Below are 21,823 nucleotides of genomic sequence, written 5' to 3' on the forward strand. Positions count from 1 at the left end.
AAAACCGCCGATAAACGGCGGTCTTTGCATTGAACTATAAAGTTCTGTTAGTTACGACGACGGCGTAATAAAGCCAGAGGTAATAACATCAGGGATAACCAACCAAAGCTACCGCTGGAACCTTTTGCATTAGTAACATTAAGCGTTACGTTTACAGGAGCTGATGTTGCAGTGCCATCAGAGGCAGTAACTCTTAAGACAACAGCTTGGTCAGAATCAACAGCTGGTGCAGTGACAGTTACAGAGGCTGTAGTAGCGCTGATAGTCAAAGACGGGCCAGATACATGAGTCCAAGTGTAAGTTAAGGCATCAGCATCAATGTCGGTACCTGTTACTGATAAAGTCGCAGATTTACCTTCTTCTACTGTCACTGCAGCACCAGCAACTAATGTTGGTGCATCATTCACAGCTGTCACAGTCACAGCTACTTCTGCTGGGACAGTTTTCAGACCAGACTGGTCTTCAGCCTGATAAGTGAAGCTGTCAGTACCGTTGAAGTCTGCATTTGGCGTGTAGACAAACTGACCACTGGTCACTGCAACAGTGCCATTAACAGGAGCTGTAACTACTACAGGGTTGGTTAAAGCGCCATCAGGAGTAACAGTTAAGGTATTAAAAGCATCAAGTGTGGTGTCACCGCTTGTTACTTTGACTTGTACAACTTTTTCAAAAGACGCAGCATCGTTTGCCAATACGTCAACTGGCTCACTGGCTGTATCTTCAGCGATAGTAACAGTATCAACCTGACCTAAAGCTAACTCTCCAGTATTCTCAACACTATAATTCATCACCAGTTTGCCACCAGTAATAGTAGCCAAACCTAATGATTGACCCGTAGCTGGAGCAGTACCTGTACCATTGTAGTACTGGTTTGCACCTAAAGTACCAGCTGCATCCTCTGCACCAACAGTGACGTTAGACGGCATAGCATCCATATCAATGTAGTTAAAGAAAATATCTTCCGGAGCATTCAGTGCCATCCAAACCTGGAATGTGTATTCACTGCCGCTGGCATCGTCATAGACCTGCGCTTTGTTCCATTCAATTACCAGATAGTCTGTACCACTGACTGCCAGAATGTCGTAATACAGATCACCGCCACCAGTAGCACCACCTGTTAAATCCATATCGGCCCAGAACGGAGCAACCAGATTATTTGGTGTTGCTGCGTTAGGCAGCTGTTGGTTTGTAAATGATGGAGCCGGAGTAGTTGCAGTATTAGAGAAATTAATAATGCCGTTGTCCGAGATATAAACGCGGCTATACGACTGACCGTTAAACGTCACAGGTAAACCAATTCCGCCAACATTCAATCCCTGATAAAACTCGTCACAATCACCAGAACATGGAATACGAATACCACCGTTTGTGGCCAGTTCATAATTGATTGCTGCATCCGCATTAAAACGCATAGCTGGAGTGTTTAAGCGGCCAGACCAGGACACAGCAGTTGAATCAGGATTTGCATCAAACAAAAATTGAGTACCACCAGTCACTGTAGCTGCACCACTGGACTCAACCAGTTTTGTACCAGCTGGAAGTTTCGATACCACAGAAACCTGACCAGTGAATGCCTTGTTATTCAAGGTAGTCGATACCTGGGCAGGAGTTCCTGGGCTTAACTCACCGACTGAAACAGTAGATAACAGAGAACTGTCAGCAGAGGTTGCCACACGAACAGCGATCGGCATAGTCGCAGAAGGAATAGCTGTATCGCTTGCTGTCCATACTACGTTACCAAAACTCCATGTATCCAGAGTCGCAAATGAACCATTCAGTTTCAGGCTAAATTCTGCCGAATCACCTTCTGTACCATAAGGCTTTAAGGTAACAGATGATACGCTGAACTCACCTGTCATCGCCTCGTCGGTCAGGGATAATGAAGGTGTCCAGGTAACTTCTTTGTCCGTCATGTTGCGAATGGTTCTGGTAAACGAACATTCAGCGACACAAGGGTCCTGTGCAAAAGATGGTTTATCAAAAGTAACACCAGCTTTTACCGCGCGCTCCAAATCAAGACGACCAGCACCTATATCAAAAGGCGTAGTTGGCGTTACAGAATCTTCTTTTTTCAGACCGTTTACAGCAGTTGAAGTTAAGGCAGTTTTAATTTCAACTGCTGTCCACTCAGGATAAAGCTGTTTCATGATCGCTGCAGCACCAGCAACATGTGGCGACGCCATGGATGTACCGCTGTTTAACTGGAAAGTACGGGAATCGTCAAAGGCATCAGGTGAAGTTGCAGATAAAATGCTACTACCTGGAGCGCCAATATCTGGTTTCAGGAAATTGCTGTTTCCATTTGGACCACGGGATGAGAAGTCGCTCATAATGTCGGTAAACTGCGCAGACATCACTTTATCTGCCTGAATACTGATAGTCACAGCGGCATCAGCCACTAATTTCGCACCGTCAGCTTTACTAATCATTACTGCAGGAATAGTGATACCTGGTGTGGACATTACACTAGGTTCACCATCACTGTTTTGAATAACGATTAAGGCAATAGCACCCGCCGCAGCAGCATTGTTAGCTTTATCGCTAAATGCACAAGTGCCACGGGAAATAACGGCAATTTTATCTTTGAAGGTATCCGCAGGGAAAGCAGTACAACCTAAAGCATTGTCTGGGGCTACAGCTGAAGCTAATACAACAGGAGCTGAAACATTTCCTTCCAGATCTTTCACCGTAGCTGGAAACTCTGAACCTGCAATGGCCAAAAATTCTTCGCCACCGGCAGTAACTTTGTTAGCAAAGTAACGACCATGAGTGGTACTCGCAACAGTAATACCACTTTCGATACAAGCAGGACAACCTATAGTTTTGGCACCTGGGCCATCGTTACCAGCCGCAGTGACCACAACAACGCCTGCAGCCTCAGCAGCTAAGAAGGACTCCTGATAAGGACTGGCTGCAGGATCACCACCAGCACCACCACCCCATGAGTTGTTGATTACATCAGCACCATCTTTAACGGCCCAATCTAAAGCTTCTAACAACATAATGTTAGAACCACTGCCAGTCACAGTGCCATCAGCACGAAATACCTGAAACAGAGCTTTGTAAGCCATCAGATAAGCACCAGGTGCAACACCTGAAATATCAACCTTAGTAAAGCCTTCTTTGCCCTCAGCAGATGTAGCGTCTGTAACTTCAACGCCATTTTCATCTGTATTACCGCTACCGTTAAAATATATACTTGTTGGCATACCAGCTACAGTACCAGCCACGTGAGTACCATGGCCGCCCTGACCTAAGGGGCTCATGTATTCTTGTGGAATAGTGGTAAATGTAGGAGCACTGAAACGAGCGACTATAAGTTTGTTATTACAAAAGTCTGGCTTTATAGTTGCACAATAATCGTCTGTTGCTTTGACTTCAGGCGCTGTAAAACCTTCATCCCTGAACATTGGGTTTTCAGGACGAATACCGCCATCGATCACCGCGACTTTAATACCTTTACCTGCTTCTGCACTACCGCCTAACTGTTCCCACACTTGTTTGGCTTTGATCAAATCAAGTGAGGCATCCATTTGCTCGTAGTACATTTCTTCGCGATATACTTTAGAGACTCCAGGCATAGCAGATAACTGATCGAAAATATCAGACTCTGACGTCACTACCACGCCATTCAATACCGTATCGTAATGGCGTTCAATCTGAGCGTTTGGAACAGCTTTTTTCAGGCTCTGTGCAAAACTCTGGCGCTCAGCGGCCAAAACAGACGAATGTTTTACCGCAGCAGCAGAACTAATGTCTAATCTGTTACCTTTAGTAGCTGATTTCATTGAGGCTGCTGCCTTAGCTAAAGGTGCATTCTCAAGCTTAACAATGAAGTAGTTCAGACTTTGTCCTAACTTCACTTTATTTTTTTGAGAAACATCGAAAGTGATTAATTTTTCAACTTCTGGAGAATATTGTGATTTTTGTGGTGCAGAAGCCAGAGCTGGACCTGCAAGGGCCGCTGAAATTGCGACCGCTAGTAGCGAATAACCTTTACGTTGCATTATGAACCTTCCTAGATTTTCAAGTTTTTTATTATTAACACTGCAATTTTTTATCGAGCTAGCGCACATCCATATATATTACAATTGACTTACAGATCACAAGGAAATGTTAACTCTAAATTCTACAAAAAAAGCTTAACCCACAGGAACAAAACAACAATTTACCCTTATAAAGCAATAACTTACAAAACAAAACATCTGTTAATAAATTTTTTTAAAATCAATAAATGAAATTAATTAATTCACAAGTCACGCAAAAAAAGTGCCACAACTGATTAAAATGCGACGAATGAAGATTTTGCGACCTGTTGTCTTGTGACTTATTTCTCTGCATCAAAAACATCAAGCGCACCAAAGAACAATTACCCTTTTCTATATAAAGAGTTAAAATAAAATTCCACTGAAAAGGTAACCCCAAAATGTCAAAAGCCTGTGCCTGCCATATTCTGGTAAAAACTGCTGCAGAAGCAGAGAAATTAAAGCAAATGCTGGCCAAAGGCGCCAGTTTTCACGATTTGGCTAAAAAGCACTCTTTGTGCCCTTCTGGCAAAAAAGGCGGAGATTTAGGTGAGTTTAGACCAGGTCAGATGGTTAGAGCTTTTGATGAAGTGGTTTTTAAAAAAGCAGTGCTGGAAGTGCATGGCCCAATCAAGACTCAGTTTGGTTATCATCTGATCAAAACCTTGTACAGAAGCTAACGGGAGATCTGAATGGAGAGCCTGACGCGTTTTGTACACTGTAGTTATGATGAACATGCCGAAGCTATTCTGGCGATATTTAACCACGCTATTTTAAATACCACGGCTTTGTATGAGTACAAGCCCCGCACTATGACCACTATGCAGCAATGGTTTGCTAACAAAACTGCAGGCAATTTTCCGGTGCTAGGCTTGGTGAATGAACAAGGTCAACTGCTGGCTTTTGGCAGTTACGGCACATTTCGCTCTTTTCCTGCTTTTAAGTATTCAGTCGAGCATTCGGTCTATGTAGCGCCAGATCAGCAAGGCAAAGGTTATGGCGCTTTGATGTTACAGAAAATCATAGAGCAGGCACAGCTGGAGAATTATCATCTGTTGATTGGCGGAATAGATGCGGCCAACGACGCCAGTATCGCCTTGCATAAAAAATATGGTTTTACCCACAGCGGTACTATCACTCAGGCTGGCTTTAAGTTTGATCGTTGGTTAGATTTGGCGTTTTACCAACTGACGCTGAATACGCCGCTTGAGCCCAAAGATGATTAATCACCTATAACTGAAAGGCAGCTTGCGCTGCCTTTTTAATTTGTCACTATCTACAAAATCTGCAAAGTTACTTTTTGCTTACCAACTGAGAACGTAACTTGGCTTTTTCTTTGGCCAGCTGTTTATTGCGGCTTGCCACTTTTTGTACCCGTTCTTCTTCAGCATCGGCTTTCTTGCTGCTGTGATTCATTTTCGGATCGTGCTCATAGCCAGGAACAACCTGCTGCGTGATCACCTGTTTCGTCAGTTTTTCAATGGCTTGCAGCATGACCAGATCATCTGGCGTAATTAAACTAATCGCCATACCTGAATTGCCAGCCCGACCTGTACGGCCGATACGGTGTACATAATCTTCAGCCACCTGAGGCAGGTCGTAGTTCACTACTATAGGCAGTTCTTCAATATCCAGACCGCGGGCCGCTATATCAGTGGCCACTAACACACTTAATCTGTTGTTTTTAAAATCATCCAGCGCTTTGGTGCGGGCGCCCTGACTTTTATCACCATGAATAGCGCCTGCTTCTATACCATCCAACCGCAACTGTTTAGCCAGACGGTCTGCACCATGTTTAGTACGGCTAAAAATCAGCACCTGTTTCCACTGCCGTGAACCAATCAGATAAGACAACATCTCACGTTTGCGCTGCGAGTCTACTCTATAGGCCCGTTGTTCAACTTTATCTGCCGTGCTGTTAGGTTTAGCCACTTCAATCAACACAGGAGACTTTAATAAAGTGTCCGCCAATTCTTTGATTTCTTTAGCGAAGGTAGCTGAGAAAAACAGCGTCTGCCGCTCTTTGGGTAATTTCGCCATAATACGTTTAATATCGTGAATAAAACCCATATCCAGCATGCGGTCGGCTTCATCCAGCACCAGAATTTGCAGCTCTGACAAACTTACAGTGCCCTGATGTAAATGATCAAGCAAACGGCCCGGTGTCGCGACCAGAATATCTAAACCACGGCTGGCCTGATCGTATTGTGGGTTTATCGACACACCACCATAAAACACCGCATATTTCAGCGGTAGATCTGCACCATAAGCTTTGACGCTGTCAGCCACCTGTTGTGCCAGTTCACGGGTCGGTGTCAGCACTAAGCAGCGCACCTGCAGGTTATTTACTTTGCTGGTGTTTTTACTGAGTAATTGCAGTACTGGCAAGGTAAAAGCTGCTGTTTTTCCTGTGCCGGTCTGAGCACCGGCCAGCACATCTTTGCCTTCTAAAATCACAGGTATGGTTTGCTGCTGAATTGGGGTTGGAGTGTGGTAACCCTGTGCGCTCACAGCAGAAAGAATACGGGGATCTAAACCAAGCGTGGCAAATGACATGCAATTTCCTTTAAAGTAGCGACTTTCAAACCGTTAAATCGTCGCTAGTGTAGCAGAACCAACAGGACAAGGCATGACTGCAGTATCAACCCCATGGTTTGTTTATATGGTACGCACCGCAACAGGCACTTTATACACAGGCATCAGTACCAATCCTGAACGGCGTTTACGCCAGCACAGTGGCAAATTAACAGGAGGCGCTAAGGCGCTCAAAGGCAAAGGCCCACTGCAGTTAGCCTTCACTTACGTTATGCCCTGCCGATCTTCAGCCAGCAAACTGGAATATCAACTGAAACAGTGGACTAAAAAAGACAAAGAGTTGTTGCTCAAGCAAGACGCTAAACAACTGAACCTGCTGCACCAGCTATCAGGCGAAAGTCGCATAGGCACAGAACCTGCGACAGATTACACTTTGCTTTGTGCAAAGGAGTCATGATGGAAAGTTTTGCTTTAGTTCTGGTGTATTTAGTGATCGGCTCTTTGCTGCGCAGACTGCCGCAGTTTCCGCAGGAAACAGGTTTAGTGCTGAATCAGTATGTGCTTTTTGTGGCGCTGCCCGCTTTAGTACTGCAAAAAATTCCGTTGTTAGAATTCTCCAGCCAACTCTGGTTACCGGCTATCACTCCCTGGGTTGTGCTATTGATTGTGGCTGGATTAATTATACTGGCAGGTCGGCTCTGGAATTGGGAGAAAACCACGGTCGGCGCCTTGCTGGTGGTTTTACCTTTAGGCAATACCTCATTTTTGGGTTTTCCTATGGTCGAAGCTTTTTTTGGCGACCAGGCTTTACCTTACGCCATGATTTACGATCAGGCTGGCTCCTTTTTAGCACTGGCGACTTACTCCACTATTTTAGCGGCCTGGTATAACCCCAATGCAGCTACCCCAACTGCGGCTCAAATTATTAAACGTGTACTGACCTTCCCTTCTTTTGTTGCTTTGGTGCTGGCGTTATGTCTGAAGTCAGTGACTTATCCGGCTTTTTTTAGTCTGGTACTGGACAGTCTGGCCGCCACTTTAGTGCCGGTTATTATGATTGCTGTAGGTTTTCAGTTCAGGTTGCAACTGGATAACAAAGAAACCAAACCTCTGATTTTTGCTTTGGGTGTAAAGCTACTTTTAATGCCATTGCTGGCTTTAGGATTCTTAAGTTTATTCCAGCCCGATCCGTTACTGCTGCAGGTTGTAGTATTTGAAGCCGCCATGCCGCCTATGGTGTCTGCCGGCGCTATCGCTATTGGTGCAGGGCTGGCACTACGTTTAGTGCCAGCTTTGGTTGGCTTGGGTTTGCTATTGAGTTTTATCAGTCTTCCACTTTGGTATTTGCTACTGCAGCTTTACGTTTAACCAAATGTTGATGGCCTTTTCTATGGCTCTGATGATAATAATGAGCCACCAGCACCATCAACACAGAACCTGTCAAAACAGGGTTGAATAAAAACCACCAGTCAGGCGCTGTCAGCATAATCAATAAGGTAGTGGCGCCTGCTGGTGGATGAGTAATTTTCCACAGCACCATCAGACCTATAGATAACCCCACCGCAACAGACAAGCTCCAAACGGTTAAACCAAAGGCATGAACAAAAGTCAGGCCAATCAGTGCTGCCAGAAAATGCCCGGCTATCACATTTTTTGCTTTACCAAGCGGACTATCCGGCAAGGCAAATAAGATCACCGCTGTTGCACCAAAAGGAGCGACCAGCCATAACTGCTGCCATTGCTGCAATAAAGCTAGCAGCGCCATGACCAAAGCTGCACCACAACCAGCCAGCAAAGCTTGCACCCAGATTTTATGTTCAGTCATAGTATCACCTTACAAAGTAGACCAGTCTGTCTACCAATGAATTGCATTGTAGACAGACTGGTCTACCTGTGTCAAGCTAAGTATCAACTATGCTGAGGACTTTTATGGAACAGGATAAAAAACAGCAGCTTGTAGAAACAGCCTTAACGTTGTTTTACCGCCATGGTGTGCATGCTGTAGGTATTAATCAGATTTTAGAACAGTCTGCTATTGCCAAAAAAACGCTTTATCACCATTTCGTCAGCAAAGATGAGCTGTTGATGGCCACATTGGAGCTTCGGCATCAACGCTTTTATCAGTGGCTGGAACAACAGCTGGTCAGCGCCGATCCTGTAAGTCCGGCAGAAAAGTTGTTTGATGCGTTAACCCTATGGTTTGAAGGCAAGGCGCAAGTCTTAGGACCTTTTTTTGGTTGTTACTTTCAAAACTGTGCAGCCGAATACCATGGACCAGACAGTGCTGTATTGCAGCTGTGTGCTCAACATAAACTCAAGGTGAAACACTTAGTGAACACTCACCTTCAGAGTTATCACCTGTCAGAAGAAGCACAGTCTTTATTGCTTGATGGCTTGATGTTACTTAAAGAAGGCGCCATCAGTATGGCTTTAGTGCATGCGGATGCCACTGTGGCTCAGCATGCTAAAAAACAAGCACTGTTACTGGTCCGTGCTTTAAGCTAATCCGGCTCTGCAGCAGGCTCTGTCGGAGGCTTTTTCTTCAGCCGTCCAGCCTGAATTAATGCTTCGCGTAATACATATTCAATCTGGCCATTCACACTGCGAAACTCATCATCAGCCCAGTGCTGCAAAGCCTGCAGCACTGTTTCATCAATACGTAACGCAAAAGCTTTTTTAGACACTTAGCTCTCCGCTTAATACAAAGTGCCGGTATTGATCACAGGTTGTACCTGATGATCACCACAAAGCACCACTAACAAATTACTGACCATAGCGGCTTTACGTTCTTCATCCAGCTGCACCATGTTCTTCTCCGACAAACGCGCTAAAGCTAATTCCACCATGCCCACTGCCCCTTCAACCAATTGCTGACGCGCCATCACTACAGCTCTTGCTTGTTGACGTTGCAGCATAGCGCTGGCAATTTCCGGCGCATAAGCTAAATGACTGATCCGGGCTTCCAGCACTTCAACACCAGCTTTATCCAGGCGAGCCTGAATTTCAGCTTTGAGTAAATCAGTCACTTCAGGACCATTACTGCGCAGGCTGATATCTATATCTTCCACCGCCTCATAGGGATAACTCGAAGCCAAAAAGCGCAAAGCTGCTTCACTTTGGATGCTGACAAAGTTCTCATAATCTTCCACTTCAAACACGGCTTCAGCACTGTCTACGACTTTCCATACCACAACAGCCGCAATTTCTACCGGATTACCGCTGTGATCATTGACTTTGAGTTTACCGCTTTCAAAGTTGCGCACCCGCAACGATACTTTTTGTTTACTGTAAAACGGGTTTGCCCAGCGTAAGCCAGTTTGTAAGTCTGAACCGACGTAACGGCCAAACAGCTGCAGTACAGCGCATTGATTTGGCTGCACCATATAGAAACCAAAAAAGCCAATCCCCACTAAAATCAATGCCAATATAGCAACCAATTTCAGAGGGCCGCCTAAAACCAGCAGGCCAAAACCGGATAAAACAAAGACTGCAGGAAGTACAGCTAACATCATCAAACCACTGCGGCTTGTTGCCAGATACTCTTTCATTACGACCTCTTAATTTGATATCAATTTAATATCAAATTAGCTTCATTTAAAAAAAGTGCAAGTAAATAAGTACAAAAAGCATGCAATTGACTGTAAAAAGCCATCCGTTGATTGACACAAGCTCATTTGATAAATATGATAAATTTAATCAAATCAGAAAAATCATTATGTCAGAGCAACATCAACTTCTTTCTACCCGACAAGCGGCCACTCTTTTAGGTGTTTCAGTGCGAACTATCCAGCTGTGGGTTGAACAAGGCTTATTAAGTGCCTGGAAAACACCAGGCGGACACAGACGTATAGTGCAGGAATCCTTACTGAGCCTGTTGCATAAAAGGCAAAAATTGCAACCTCGGACGCATCTGTTGTGCGTAGATCTGGATGCAGATTTTTTCAAATTATTACAGGTTTTATGTCAGCAGTGGCATTTCCCGGTCGAATTACAGTATGCCCGTAACGCTGTGGACGCATTACTGATGATGGGCGAGCGTAAACCTGAACTGGTGTTGATGACGGCTGACCAGCAAGGCATAGATCTGCTCATGCTGCAGCAGGAACTGACACAACATCAGGTAAAACTGGCATTGTTATCGACCGAAGATCCACAACAAAAACTGACGATGGATATGATCTGGCTAACTTTACCTTTTGAGCCTTTGCAATTTAAGACTGAATTACAAAAGCTGCTATTTGCCCGCCTACAACAAGCCAGCTAACAGCCAACTATAAAAAAACCGGCATCAAAGCCGGTCTTTTAGAGTAAATCAGCGGTTAAACCAAACTGACTTTGGCAAATTTACGTTTACCTACCTGGAAGATATGACAGCTGCCTTTGGCAAATTCCATCTTGCTGTCTTCCACTTTGGTTTCACCGTCAAGCTTGACCGCACCTTGCTTAATCATACGCAAGGCTTCTGAGGTACTTTCAACCAGACCAGCTTCTTTTAACAAGTTGGCAATCTGAATACTGTCAGCAGTTAAAGTTAAGCTCAGTTCAGGGATATCGTCCGGCAAGGCGTTTTTCTGAAAACGCTGGATAAAATCCTGTTCTGCCGCATCAGCTGAAGCTTCATCGTGGAAACGGGCAATAATTTCCTTTGCCAGTTCAATTTTAATATCACGTGGGTTACGACCATCCGCTGCTTGTTGCTTCAGAGCTGCAATATCAGCAATAGGACGGAAACTCAGCAAATCGTAGTAACGCCACATCAGCTCATCACTGATGGACATCACTTTGCCAAACATCTCACCCGGCGTGTCTGTGATACCAATATAGTTACCCAGGGACTTGGACATCTTCTGCACACCGTCCAGGCCTTCCAGCAATGGCACCATAATAATGGTTTGTGGGCGCTGACCTTCGTCTTTTTGCAGTTCACGTCCCATCAGCAGGTTAAAGCGCTGATCGGTTCCGCCCATTTCGATGTCAGCTTCTAAAGCAACGGAGTCCCAGCCTTGCACTAATGGGTATAAAAACTCGTGGATAGCAATAGACTGGTTATTGGCATAACGCTTTTTAAAGTCATCACGCTCCAGCATACGGGCGACGGTTTGACGTGCTGCCAGTTTGATCATGCCTGCCGCGCCTAACTTTTCCATCCATTCGGAGTTAAAAGCCACACGGGTTTTTGCAGGATCAAGAATTTTAAACACCTGCTCTTTATACGTCTGTGCGTTGGCCAACACGTCTTCGCGGGTTAAAGGCTTACGCGTTACGTTTTTCCCTGTTGGATCACCAATCATGCCGGTGAAGTCGCCAATAAGGAAAATGACATCATGACCCAACTGTTGAAAGGTACGTAATTTGTTGATGAGAACCGTGTGACCTAAATGCAAATCTGGTGCAGTTGGATCAAAACCCGCTTTGATTTTTAAAGGTTTTCCTTCCTTTAACTTGGCAATCAGCTCTTCTTCTAACAAAATCTCTTCGCAGCCGCGTTTTATCTCAGCCAGCGCCTGCTCCCAGTGAGCCATGGTCTACTCCTAAATCTCTTTGTATTTCGCAAAATTCCAAGCCTGCATTCTACTGAAACATTTCTTTAGATCAAACCAACAAAAGTGTGGCATCGCACAAAAAATCGTTATATGCTCGTTTTTCTATTGGTTTGTCTGATAATAATAAGAGATGCGCTTTCTATGATTTCTTCTTTGCCTATCAAACATCGGTTATTAATCGGCGCTTTAAGCGGCATTGTTGCCGTTATGCTGTTGATCCCGTCAGAACAAGCTTCAGCCTCCAGAACTACAGATACATCTGAGTTGGAAGTTGGAAAAAGATACAGTATTGATATCCCTTTGGTGGAAGAGAAAATTGCAGCCGAACAGCTTGCAACCTTGCCACACGAAGATAACTCACTGGAGTGGGTGACTGTTGACGTGAAAAAAGGCGACATTCTGTCTGCTATTTTCCGCAAAGCTAAATTAGATCAAGCCGCAATGCAGGAAGTGTTAGAACTGGGTAAACCAGTCAAAACTTTAACCCGCATTTTTCCCGGCGAGCAAATTGAGTTTGGTTTAGATAACCAGGGCAAGCTGCAGGAAATCCGTTATCCAATCAACAACCTGAAAACCTTACGTGTTCAGCGTACTGCCAATGGCAAGTTTGCTGCCGAAGAGTTATTAAAGGAAGTTGAAACCCGTACTGAAGTCGTCAGTGGTGTGGTTAACGGTTCGTTCTGGAACGCAGGTCTGGAAGCAGGTTTAACCGAAGCTCAGATGCTGACACTGGCAAACAACATTTTCAGCTACGACATCGATTTTGGTTTAGATATCAAAGCAGGCGACAGTTTCAGCGTGATTTTTGAAACCCGTTATGCCGATGGTCAATTTGTTGGTAATGGTAATATTCTCGCTGCACAGTTTAAAAACGAAGGGCAGGTGTATCAGGCAGTTCGTCACAAGGACGGCGCCTTTTACAAGCCGGACGGTAAGGGCACTAAGCAAGCCTTCTTACGCGCCCCGGTCAGCTTCCAGTATGTCAGCTCCAATTTTAACCCTCGCCGTTTACACCCAGTGTTAAAGAAAGTAAAACCTCATAATGGTGTCGATTATGTTGCTGCAGTAGGTACTCCTATTATGGCGGCTGGTGATGGTAAAGTCATTGCATCAACCCGTAACGGCGTGAATGGTAACTATGTGTTTATTAAGCATAAAAACAACATAGTGACCAAATACCTGCACTTATCCAAACGTGATGTGAAGCAAGGCGAAAACGTGAAGCAGGGTCAGGTGATAGGTCGTTTAGGTTCTACAGGCCGTGTCACTGGCGCTCACTTGCACTATGAATTTGTGGTGGGTGGTGTGCACCGTAACCCACGTACTGTGAAATTACCTCAGGCAGATGCACTGTCTACCAGTGAACGAATTGCTTTTGTAAACGAAGCAAAACAGCTGATTGCACAAATGCAGAACCACGAGCGGATCACAGTAGCCGCTGCTGAGTAATGTCCAGCTTGTATATAGGCATCATGTCCGGCACCAGTCTCGATGGAATCGATCTGGTGCTGGTTCGTTTTGGCGACAGCCGTTTTCCTCAATTAATCGACTCCCTGCTTTGCCCTTTCCCTGAACAGTTACGCCAGCAACTGAGCCAATTGGCTCAATCCGGTCCGGACGAACTTGAACTGATGGGCTTAGTGGAACAACAACTGGCCTTAGCTTATGCCGATGCAGTCAAAGAGTTATTAGCTAAAACCAAAGTTAGCCCTGAACAAATAAGCGCTATTGGTTGTCATGGCCAGACCATACGACACCGCCCTTACGTCAGCTTTCCTTTTACTTATCAGATTGGTGATATGTTCCGCCTGGCAGCAGAAACTCAAATCCGGGTTATTGCCGATTTTCGCCGCAAAGATATGGCTTATGGCGGACAAGGTGCGCCGCTCGTTCCGGCTTTTCATAAAGCTATTTTTGCAGAGCCAAACAGCTATCGCGCTATTTTAAATATTGGCGGTATTGCCAATGTCACCTTGCTGCAACCCAATCAGCCGGTTCGTGGTTTTGATACTGGCCCTGGCAATGGCTTGATGGATAACTGGATCCAGCAACAAGGCTTAGGCTTGTATGATAAAGATGGCCTTTATGCGGCCTCTGGCGTGATACAACAGGATTTATTAACAGCTCTTTGTTCCGACCCATACTTTCAGTTACAAGGCCCCAAAAGCACAGGCAGAGAGTATTTCAACGCAGAGTGGCTGGCACAAAAATTACACGCGAAAAACTACGCTGCAGCTGATGTACAGCGAACGCTGACTCGTTTTACGGCAGAGAGCATCAAGATCGCACTGGTCAATGAAGCCATAAAGGAGTTATTTGTCTGTGGTGGTGGTGCTTATAACAAAGTACTGATAAGCGATTTGCAGCAGTTATTCCCTACTGTACAACTTCAACAAACCGCCAGTTTAGGTGTGAAAGCAGACGATGTGGAAGCTATGGCTTTTGCCTGGCTTGCTTATGCTTACGACCAAAAAATTCCGGGCAATATCCCTGAAGTCACAGGCGCACGAAAGGCCGTGGTATTAGGTGCGGAATTTAGCTGCTAGCCAAATCCCACATCCAAGACTTTATTGCAACAACGCCAGCAAAATACCAGCGGCTACAGCTGAACCTATCACACCAGCCACATTAGGCCCCATGGCATGCATTAACAGAAAGTTATGCGGATCAGCTTCTAAGCCTACTTTGTTAGCAACCCTGGCCGACATAGGCACTGCGGAAACCCCTGCGGCTCCTATCAATGGATTGACCGGATCTTTGCAGACCTTGTTCATCAGTTTTGCCATTAAAACCCCGGAAGCTGTGCCTATACCAAAGGCCACAGCGCCCAACACCAAAATGCCTAAAGTCTGAGTCGTCAGGAATTGGTCTGCACTTAACTTAGAACCCACAGCCAAACCTAAGAAAATAGTGACTATATTGATCAGCTCATTTTGAGCAGTTTTAGATAACCGCTCCACTACACCAGCTTCGCGTATTAAATTGCCCAAACAAAACATACCAATTAAAGGCGCAGCTGTAGGTAAAAACAGGAAGGTGAGTACCAGCACCAGCAAAGGGAAGATCATTTTCTCTTTTTGACTGACCTTCCTCAGCTGCACCATTTTTACTTTACGCTCTTCCACACTGGTTAAAGCCCGCATAATAGGAGGCTGAATAATAGGCACCAATGCCATATAAGAATAAGCAGCTACAGCAATGGCTCCTAATAACTCAGGCGCCAGTTTTGAGGCTAAAAAAATCGCAGTAGGACCATCAGCACCGCCAATAATGGCAATAGCCGCAGCTTCTTTCATGGTGAAACTTAAACCCGGGATCAGATTTAACGCTATAGCTCCCAGCAAGGTAGAGAAAATACCAAACTGTGCAGCGGCGCCTAATAACAACATTTTGGGATTGGCTATTAAAGCGCTGAAGTCAGTTAAGGCGCCCACTCCCAAAAAAATCAGCAACGGAAATACTCCGGTTTCAATGCCAACCTGGTAAATGTAATAAAGCAAACCACCAGGCTCACTCATGCCGGCCAAAGGAATGTTGCTAAGAATGGCACCAAAACCTATAGGAATAAGCAGCAGCGGCTCAAAACCTTTGGCTATCGCCAGATACAATAACAAAAAGCCTACTGCCATCATCACCAGCGCGGGCCAGGTCAGATGCACCAATCCTGTGGAGTCTATCAGTGTGAATAACGCGTCCATGACCTATCCTCAGGCAAAACTAATCAGCAGATCGCCGGTCGAGACAGCAGAGCCAACACTGATATGAATTTGACTGACAATACCTGCCTGACTGGCACGAATTTCAGTCTCCATTTTCATTGCTTCCATCAAAAGCACCACCTGTCCTGCTTCTACCTGCTGCCCAACACTGACTTTAAGCGCCAGTATATTGCCGGCTAAAGGCGAATTTAATCGGCTGGCAGGCTGAATACTGGCCGACTGTGGAATGTTTTCCTCCACTGCAGCTTTGATCTGTTGCACAGCACCAGCAGGTCCTACTTCCACCTGATACAGCTTACCATCCACTTTGACGCTGTAATGACCTATACCTGAAGCTGTGACATTCGATGGAGTGACATTGCTTTGCGCCACAGCGGTTTCTTTTACCGCTTTTCCGGGCGCTGGCTCAAACTTCGATGCATCGCCTCTGTGTTGTAAAAACTTCAAGCCAACCTGTGGGAACAAGGCATAAGTCAGCACGTCATCTACTTTGGCATCCGCCAGCTGCAACTGAAGCTCTTTGGCTTTGCCGTCCAGTTCAGCCGTTAAGGCCTCAAGTTCAGGCTCAAGCAAATCAGCTGGACGACAGAGGATAGCTTCAGCACCAGCTAACACTCGTTGTTGTAAAGCCGCGTCCACCGCAGCCGGAGTTGTGCCGTATTCGCCTTTGAGTACAGCTGCAGTCTCTTTGGTGATGGTTTTATAACGTTCACCAGAGAGCACATTGAGCACCGCCTGAGTACCCACTATTTGTGAAGTTGGAGTGACCAGCGGTAAATAGCCCAGCTCTTTACGCACTTTAGGGATCTCTTTCAGCACTAAATCCATTTTGTCTAAAGCGCCCTGCTCTTTTAGCTGGCTTTCCATATTGGTCAGCATGCCACCAGGCACCTGAGCTAATAAAATGCGGGCGTCGACGCCTTTGAGTGAACCTTCAAACTGAGCGTATTTAGTGCGCACCTCGCGAAAATAGGCCGCAATCTCTTCGAGTAAAACTAAATTCAGCCCGGTATCCCGCGCTGTGCCCTCGGTGATGGCCACCATAGTCTCGGTTGCACTATGGCCGTAGGTCATGCTCATAGAGGATATGGCGGTGTCGAGCATATCAATACCAGCATCAATGGCTTTCTGGTAAGTGGCTGTACTTAAACCTGTAGTCGCATGACACTGCATCGCTATAGGCAACTTCACACATTCTTTTAAACGACGGATCAGCTCTTCTGCAACATAAGGTTTCAGTAACCCTGCCATATCTTTGATACAAATCGAATGGCAGCCCATATCCTCCAACTGCATCGCCATATCCAGCCAGCCATCAATAGTATGAACAGGGCTGACGGTATAGGACAAAGTGCCCTGAGCATGAGCGCCAACCTTAACCGCGGCAGCCACAGCGGTTTGCAGGTTACGTACATCATTCATCGCATCAAAAATACGGAATACGTCTATGCCATTGGCAAAACTACGTTCGACAAAAGCTTCGACAACGTCGTCGGCATAGTGCCGGTAGCCTAATAAATTCTGACCACGCAACAGCATTTGTTGTTTGGTATTGGGCATGGCTTTTTTCAGCTCGCGCAGACGATGCCATGGATCTTCACCTAAATAACGAATACAGGCATCAAAGGTAGCGCCGCCCCAGGATTCCATCGACCAATAGCCCACCTGATCCAGTTTGGCCGCTATAGGCAACATATCTTCTAAACGAAGGCGGGTGGCTAATAAGGATTGATGGGCGTCTCTGAGCACCAGCTCAGTCAGTAATAATGGCTGACTCATTTGAGTTCCTTATTTTGTTTTTGGTGATGTTCAATAGCGGAACTGATAGCAGCAACTATGGCGGGAGGAATACCAGTCTCAGGCCTTTGTTGCAGTGTAGCAACGGACGCGGAAACGGGTTCAGCTGAATTCTTAAGTAACCAGGACATGCCCTGTACAGCCCAGACTAATAGCAATAAAAAACTAAATACAACGCCCATGCCCACACCCATTAATGCGGCTGCATCCAGCAGTAACACACTGACTTGTTGCTCAGCGTCCATCTTGAGTCCTCTCCATCATTTATCTCTATTGATTAATAGCAGCTTTCAGCAAAGAACATAAGCTATTGCTTAATCACTTTGGTTGATGCCTGTTATTTATACAATGTATACGGAACTCTATTGACAAAGGCAAGAAATAGCCATTCAGACAGCTAAGAATCTAAACATCTATAACTCAATGTTCAGTTGCCTCCGAATTTCATCTGACAGGTAAAAAAATAAACCCCACCATAAAGGCGGGGTTTATTTTTTATCTGAAACCAGCCACAGCCGATTTATTTAGTCTGGATAATTAAGAGCTGGGACTTTCTGTGATTGCAGCTGCGATCTGGGCGGCTACCTGGCTCCAGCCCTGACCTAAAGTTTTCACTACTTCGTCATAACCATCATCGGCAATAGGCAATTGCAGCTCAAAAGGCATCTGCTTGACGACAGCCCCTGTCAACAAATGCGCCTGACCACTGATCAATACAACACCATCAGCTGTGGTATGAAACTGAGTAACTTGCACTGTCAGGCGGCTGTCAGCTGGACTACTGACCTGTTGAGTCACACGCCAATCCGTTAAAGCACCAGATAAATGCGCCTGCAAATTACGGGTCAGTTGCTGGTCCAAAGCTTCAGCCCATTGGTGAGTGCGGGTCAGTTGCAGATTCACCTCGTTATTTTGATACACCAGCGCGTTGCTATTTAAATAACTGGCGACCATCACAGGTTCAATCACAAGCACTTTACTGCTATCGACTACTGGCGCTTTGGCAGCTACTGCTGGTAAGCGGTAATACTGCAGCTCAGACGGAGAACTGCCACAGCCAGCCACCGCCAGACTTAAGAATACAAAAGCTAAATAACGCATTAGTTACCCTTCTCAGGTTCTGGATCTTTAGGCAGATCGGCATTAAAAATCAGTGAATTACTTTGACTGTTCATGGTTTTAATCACAGGCTGCAAGTCACGTAACAATTGATCCATCGACTGCAAATTACCATTTAAACGCTCATAAGCAGGTGAACCTGGCGAAAAGCCTGCCAGTGTTTTACGCAGTTCAGCCAGGCTTTGCTGTAAGTCAGCCGGCAATTGCTGCACTGCATTATGTTTCACCAGTTGGTCCAGTGACTGGATCAGCTGTTCTGCATTTTTCAGCATTTTTTCGCTTTGCGCCAAGGTAGCTGAGCTTTGAGCCAACACATCTTCCACAGGCAGACGATTAACCTTATCCAGCACCTGCAGCACTTTTTGTTCAATGTTGGCTAGGCCGCTTGGGGCTGTTGGCATAATTTTCAGACCAGCGTGATCCGCCAAAGCAAAAGGTGCAGGCACAAAACCTTCGCTGGAAAATTCTGGCGGCTGAGCAGTGGCCACTTGCACTTTTTCAGAGCTATCAGCATCAGCAAGGGCTGGCACATCCACTTTTACTTTAGGTGTTTCAATCACTGCATCGGTTTGCACCAATTCGATATACAAAGCACCAGTCAACAAACTACCGGTTTTTAATACAGCTCTTAAACCATGTTGCACTGCAGTTTCTAATTCCTGCGCCAGCTTTTTCAGGCTCATCTCACCAGCAAGCCGACCCGCTTCCACCCGCACCAACACCGGAATACCCCGTTTAAAGGCCACATCCAGTGGGTTTTCCATATTAAAAAAGTACGGAGCCATAGCCACAGTACCAATGCGTATGCCTTTGTATTCCAAAGGAGCACCCGCTGTTAAACCACGAATGGATTCGTCAAAAAACATCAGGTATTCGTTGTATTCGGTGTACAAACCTTCTTTGATGGCCTTTTGATTTTTAAACAGCTGAAACTCACTGTTACTGGCCACTTTATCGCCCACAGGCCAGCCATCCAGCACATCAAAATGCACACCACCACTGAGCAAAGTTGCCACAGAAGCTAATTCAACCCGAACCCCTTGAGCTGACACATCAAGCGCCATACCGCTGGCTTGCCAGAAGCGTACATTTTCAGTCACTAGGGCATCATAAGGCGCACGCACAAACAACTGATAAGTCATATGGCCTTTTTCAGCAACAAAGTTACTGGTCTCTACAGTACCCACAGCATAACCGTGATAAAGCACAGGGTCGCCGACAGCTAAAGCAGTCGCATCATCACTTAACAACGTCACTCGTACCCCTGGCGCATCAGCTGGCGCTATAGGCGGGCTATCGAGTAATTCGTAATAGTATTTTTGCACACTAGCTTTGCCTGGCTGCAATTCAATATAAGCACCGGATAACAGCGTATTCAAACCACTGACACCACCACGGCCTATGGTAGGTTTAACTACCCACAACTGGGAGTCTTCGTTCAGTAAAGCTTCAATGCCCGGATCCATCCGCGCTTTGATCAGTACTTTGCTTAAATCTTCAGACAGCTGCACCGACTCTACGCGGCCTATGTCCACACTGCGGCTTTTGATCTGAGTTTTGCCAGCCACTATGCCTTCAGCATTCAGTGTGACTAATGTAATCACAGGCCCCTGATTTTTCTGAGTGTAATAAAGCATCCAGATGCCAATAGCTACTGCTATCACTGGCACTATCCAGATGGGGGATAATTGTCGGATCTTTTTCACCGCGGCCACCCGGCCCTGCGTCTTAGCCACGCTGCTGCTCCTCTTTTTTATTCCGTTGATCCCACAATAAACGTGGGTCAAAACTCATAGCGGCGAGCATGGTGGTGATCACCACAGTCGCAAAAATTATCGCGCCCATACCAGGGTACACGCCCATCAATAAATCAAACCGTACTAAAGCAGCAAGAATAGCCACCACCAGCACATCCACCATAGACCAGCGACCAATCCAGTCGACTAACAAATACACCCGGGTCGACAGTAACTGTCGTTTATGTCCTGTGTGGCTGGCTAAATAACATAACCAGAACATCACCACTATTTTCACTACAGGCACCACCACGCTGGCGAGTAAAATCACAATGGCCACAGGGTAAGCACCGTCCTGCCACATCAATATAATACCGCTGATGATTGTAGACTGAATGCTGCTGCCCAAAGACACAGTTTCCATAATAGGCAGCAAGTTAGCAGGGATATACAACAGAGTTGCAGTAATCAGCCAGGCCAGAGTTTTTTGTAAGCTGGCCGGAATACGGGCCGTGACTTTAGTGCCACAACGGTCACAGTGTTTTTGTTCCAGCGGCACTATAGCAGTACAACAGCTGCAACTGGCTAAATTCAAGGAAACACCGGTTTTTCCTGCCAAATGCGCTGCAACAGGCTGAGGCGCAGGAGCTATCGATTCCCACAAGGCATGGCGGTCTATCACCTGAAAAGTGCGCAAATGCAACAAACAAAACAGGCAAAAAGCCCAGAAGCTCATGCCCACAGAAATATCGGCATAGACCACCAGTTTGACAAAAGCGACCAGAATACCAATCAGGAAAATATCCACCATGCTCCAGGGTTTGAGCATATAAAGCACGCGGGCAGTCCAAACCAAACCACGGACACGGCGCACCATGCCAAGCTTGATGTAAATCACCGCCAGCATACAAAAAGCCGGTATCGCCTGAATAAATAACCAGACCAATACGGCCAGCCACTGCTGATGTTCGTTAAATAATACAGAGGAGGTATCAAAAAAACTCATGATATGGACGTTACCCGCCACATCCATGCCAATAAAAGGAAAGAGGTTTGCCAAAATCAGCATAAACAACGAGCTTGCAGCGTAGAGTACAGGACGTAATACCGGATCTTTCTGGCGCATATCCAGTAAATAACCACAGCGGCTGCAGGCCGCTTCCTGACCAATAGCCAATAACGGCAATTGCTGCAATAGATCGCAGTGGCGACAAAGCACCAGTTCAGCACCAGGTTGCGCCGGGGGCGCTATACCAGACTCCAGATCAGACAAAAAGATTCCTTTGCAAATGCCTATACTGCGATGAAGCTATTGTAAAAGCCCGCAAGAATAAAGCCCAGTAAAAAAT

The 21,823-nt window shown here is 45.9% G+C and carries 20 protein-coding genes; 8 read left to right on the forward strand and 12 right to left on the reverse strand.

Translation table 11 applies throughout. The features are described 5' to 3' along the window. Positions 1–47: 47 nt before the first annotated feature. Complete coding sequence (locus LSG34_RS17750; RefSeq protein ID WP_332909092.1) at positions 48–4,076, reverse strand: S8 family serine peptidase; 4,029 nt, start codon at positions 4,074–4,076, stop codon at positions 48–50. Positions 4,077–4,426: 350 nt separating this feature from the next. On the opposite strand from LSG34_RS17750, the gene LSG34_RS17755 reads away from it, so the two are divergent. Then, positions 4,427–4,705, forward strand: coding sequence for a peptidylprolyl isomerase (locus LSG34_RS17755; RefSeq protein WP_233010469.1), 279 nt, complete (start codon positions 4,427–4,429; stop codon positions 4,703–4,705). A 12-nt stretch (positions 4,706–4,717) separates the two neighbouring features. Beyond that, positions 4,718–5,251: a GNAT family N-acetyltransferase gene (locus LSG34_RS17760; RefSeq protein WP_233010470.1), complete on the forward strand. Its 534-nt coding sequence runs from the start codon at positions 4,718–4,720 to the stop codon at positions 5,249–5,251. Between the two features lie 67 nt (positions 5,252–5,318). On the opposite strand, the gene LSG34_RS17765 is transcribed toward LSG34_RS17760, so the two are convergent. Next, a complete protein-coding gene (locus LSG34_RS17765) occupies positions 5,319–6,581 on the reverse strand; it encodes a DEAD/DEAH box helicase (RefSeq protein ID WP_233010471.1) in 1,263 nt (420 codons plus the stop codon). Positions 6,582–6,654: 73 nt separating this feature from the next. On the opposite strand from LSG34_RS17765, the gene LSG34_RS17770 reads away from it, so the two are divergent. Together LSG34_RS17770 and LSG34_RS17775 are read left to right on the forward strand one after the other, a co-directional pair. Further along, entirely contained in the window at positions 6,655–7,017 is a 363-nt protein-coding gene (locus LSG34_RS17770; RefSeq protein WP_233010473.1) for a GIY-YIG nuclease family protein, read from the forward strand. After that, on the forward strand, positions 7,017–7,928 hold the full coding sequence (locus LSG34_RS17775; RefSeq protein ID WP_233010475.1) for an AEC family transporter: 912 nt from the start codon (positions 7,017–7,019) through the stop codon (positions 7,926–7,928). Before LSG34_RS17770 ends, LSG34_RS17775 begins: the two co-directional genes overlap by 1 nt. Here LSG34_RS17775 and LSG34_RS17780 read toward each other — a convergent pair. Then, a complete protein-coding gene (locus tag LSG34_RS17780) occupies positions 7,885–8,385 on the reverse strand; it encodes an HPP family protein (protein WP_233010476.1) in 501 nt (166 codons plus the stop codon). The genes LSG34_RS17775 and LSG34_RS17780 overlap by 44 nt on opposite strands. Positions 8,386–8,489: 104 nt before the next feature. On the opposite strand from LSG34_RS17780, the gene LSG34_RS17785 reads away from it, so the two are divergent. Then, a complete protein-coding gene (locus LSG34_RS17785; RefSeq protein WP_233010477.1) occupies positions 8,490–9,065 on the forward strand; it encodes a TetR/AcrR family transcriptional regulator in 576 nt (191 codons plus the stop codon). On the opposite strand, the gene LSG34_RS17790 is transcribed toward LSG34_RS17785, so the two are convergent. Both LSG34_RS17790 and LSG34_RS17795 read right to left on the reverse strand, forming a co-directional pair. Further along, positions 9,062–9,244, reverse strand: coding sequence for an Arc family DNA-binding protein (locus tag LSG34_RS17790; RefSeq protein ID WP_233010478.1), 183 nt, complete (start codon positions 9,242–9,244; stop codon positions 9,062–9,064). The two genes, LSG34_RS17785 and LSG34_RS17790, sit on opposite strands and share 4 nt — an antisense overlap. Before the next feature lie 12 nt (positions 9,245–9,256). Then, entirely contained in the window at positions 9,257–10,108 is an 852-nt protein-coding gene (locus tag LSG34_RS17795) for an SPFH domain-containing protein (RefSeq protein ID WP_233010480.1), read from the reverse strand. A 167-nt stretch (positions 10,109–10,275) separates the two neighbouring features. Here LSG34_RS17795 and LSG34_RS17800 point away from each other — a divergent pair, with 167 nt between their 5' ends. Beyond that, positions 10,276–10,824 carry an excisionase family DNA-binding protein gene (locus LSG34_RS17800; protein ID WP_233010481.1) on the forward strand — a complete coding sequence of 183 codons (549 nt, stop codon included), beginning with the start codon at positions 10,276–10,278 and terminating at the stop codon, positions 10,822–10,824. A gap of 55 nt (positions 10,825–10,879) precedes the next feature. Here the strand turns inward: LSG34_RS17800 and tyrS are convergent, their stop codons facing one another. Then, a complete protein-coding gene (tyrS, locus tag LSG34_RS17805; RefSeq protein WP_233010482.1) occupies positions 10,880–12,082 on the reverse strand; it encodes a tyrosine--tRNA ligase in 1,203 nt (400 codons plus the stop codon). A 162-nt stretch (positions 12,083–12,244) separates the two neighbouring features. Here tyrS and LSG34_RS17810 point away from each other — a divergent pair, with 162 nt between their 5' ends. Further along, positions 12,245–13,552, forward strand: a complete 1,308-nt coding sequence (locus LSG34_RS17810; RefSeq protein WP_233010483.1) for a peptidoglycan DD-metalloendopeptidase family protein — start codon at positions 12,245–12,247, stop codon at positions 13,550–13,552. Next, entirely contained in the window at positions 13,552–14,649 is a 1,098-nt protein-coding gene (locus tag LSG34_RS17815) for an anhydro-N-acetylmuramic acid kinase (protein ID WP_233010484.1), read from the forward strand. Before LSG34_RS17810 ends, LSG34_RS17815 begins: the two co-directional genes overlap by 1 nt. Positions 14,650–14,670: 21 nt before the next feature. On the opposite strand, the gene LSG34_RS17820 is transcribed toward LSG34_RS17815, so the two are convergent. From LSG34_RS17820 to LSG34_RS17845, 6 genes are all read right to left on the reverse strand, one after another. Further along, complete coding sequence (locus tag LSG34_RS17820) at positions 14,671–15,801, reverse strand: sodium ion-translocating decarboxylase subunit beta (protein WP_233010485.1); 1,131 nt, start codon at positions 15,799–15,801, stop codon at positions 14,671–14,673. 9 nt (positions 15,802–15,810) lie between these two features. Then, entirely contained in the window at positions 15,811–17,601 is a 1,791-nt protein-coding gene (gene oadA / locus LSG34_RS17825) for a sodium-extruding oxaloacetate decarboxylase subunit alpha (protein WP_233010486.1), read from the reverse strand. Beyond that, positions 17,598–17,864: an OadG family protein gene (locus LSG34_RS17830; protein ID WP_233010487.1), complete on the reverse strand. Its 267-nt coding sequence runs from the start codon at positions 17,862–17,864 to the stop codon at positions 17,598–17,600. Before LSG34_RS17830 ends, oadA begins: the two co-directional genes overlap by 4 nt. A 292-nt stretch (positions 17,865–18,156) precedes the next feature. Next, positions 18,157–18,720, reverse strand: a complete 564-nt coding sequence (locus LSG34_RS17835; protein WP_233010488.1) for a PqiC family protein — start codon at positions 18,718–18,720, stop codon at positions 18,157–18,159. Beyond that, on the reverse strand, positions 18,720–20,474 hold the full coding sequence (gene pqiB / locus LSG34_RS17840) for an intermembrane transport protein PqiB (protein WP_233010489.1): 1,755 nt from the start codon (positions 20,472–20,474) through the stop codon (positions 18,720–18,722). The genes LSG34_RS17835 and pqiB overlap by 1 nt, the downstream gene beginning before the upstream one ends. Continuing rightward, positions 20,467–21,747: a PqiA/YebS family transporter subunit gene (locus tag LSG34_RS17845; protein WP_233010490.1), complete on the reverse strand. Its 1,281-nt coding sequence runs from the start codon at positions 21,745–21,747 to the stop codon at positions 20,467–20,469. Before LSG34_RS17845 ends, pqiB begins: the two co-directional genes overlap by 8 nt. Between the last annotated feature and the right edge of the window lie 76 nt (positions 21,748–21,823).

The organism is Rheinheimera faecalis (assembly GCF_021290965.1).
GTDB classification, from domain to species: Bacteria; Pseudomonadota; Gammaproteobacteria; order Enterobacterales; family Alteromonadaceae; genus Pararheinheimera; species Pararheinheimera faecalis.

What these genes read in the sequence shown, in the direction of transcription:
- LSG34_RS17775 (WP_233010475.1), top strand. Translation starts at nt 7,017, where the DNA reads ATGGAAAGTTTTGCTTTAGTTCTGGTGTATTTAGTGATCGGCTCTTTG.
- LSG34_RS17785 (WP_233010477.1), top strand. Translation starts at nt 8,490, where the DNA reads ATGGAACAGGATAAAAAACAGCAGCTTGTAGAAACAGCCTTAACGTTG.
- tyrS (WP_233010482.1), bottom strand. Translation starts at nt 12,082, where the DNA reads ATGGCTCACTGGGAGCAGGCGCTGGCTGAGATAAAACGCGGCTGCGAA.
- LSG34_RS17765 (WP_233010471.1), bottom strand. Translation starts at nt 6,581, where the DNA reads ATGTCATTTGCCACGCTTGGTTTAGATCCCCGTATTCTTTCTGCTGTG.
- LSG34_RS17830 (WP_233010487.1), bottom strand. Translation starts at nt 17,864, where the DNA reads ATGGACGCTGAGCAACAAGTCAGTGTGTTACTGCTGGATGCAGCCGCA.
- LSG34_RS17835 (WP_233010488.1), bottom strand. Translation starts at nt 18,720, where the DNA reads ATGCGTTATTTAGCTTTTGTATTCTTAAGTCTGGCGGTGGCTGGCTGT.
- LSG34_RS17800 (WP_233010481.1), top strand. Translation starts at nt 10,276, where the DNA reads ATGTCAGAGCAACATCAACTTCTTTCTACCCGACAAGCGGCCACTCTT.
- oadA (WP_233010486.1), bottom strand. Translation starts at nt 17,601, where the DNA reads ATGAGTCAGCCATTATTACTGACTGAGCTGGTGCTCAGAGACGCCCAT.
- LSG34_RS17810 (WP_233010483.1), top strand. Translation starts at nt 12,245, where the DNA reads ATGATTTCTTCTTTGCCTATCAAACATCGGTTATTAATCGGCGCTTTA.
- LSG34_RS17820 (WP_233010485.1), bottom strand. Translation starts at nt 15,801, where the DNA reads ATGGACGCGTTATTCACACTGATAGACTCCACAGGATTGGTGCATCTG.
- LSG34_RS17750 (WP_332909092.1), bottom strand. Translation starts at nt 4,076, where the DNA reads ATGTGCGCTAGCTCGATAAAAAATTGCAGTGTTAATAATAAAAAACTT.
- LSG34_RS17770 (WP_233010473.1), top strand. Translation starts at nt 6,655, where the DNA reads ATGACTGCAGTATCAACCCCATGGTTTGTTTATATGGTACGCACCGCA.
- LSG34_RS17795 (WP_233010480.1), bottom strand. Translation starts at nt 10,108, where the DNA reads ATGAAAGAGTATCTGGCAACAAGCCGCAGTGGTTTGATGATGTTAGCT.
- LSG34_RS17815 (WP_233010484.1), top strand. Translation starts at nt 13,552, where the DNA reads ATGTCCAGCTTGTATATAGGCATCATGTCCGGCACCAGTCTCGATGGA.
- LSG34_RS17760 (WP_233010470.1), top strand. Translation starts at nt 4,718, where the DNA reads ATGGAGAGCCTGACGCGTTTTGTACACTGTAGTTATGATGAACATGCC.
- LSG34_RS17780 (WP_233010476.1), bottom strand. Translation starts at nt 8,385, where the DNA reads ATGACTGAACATAAAATCTGGGTGCAAGCTTTGCTGGCTGGTTGTGGT.
- LSG34_RS17755 (WP_233010469.1), top strand. Translation starts at nt 4,427, where the DNA reads ATGTCAAAAGCCTGTGCCTGCCATATTCTGGTAAAAACTGCTGCAGAA.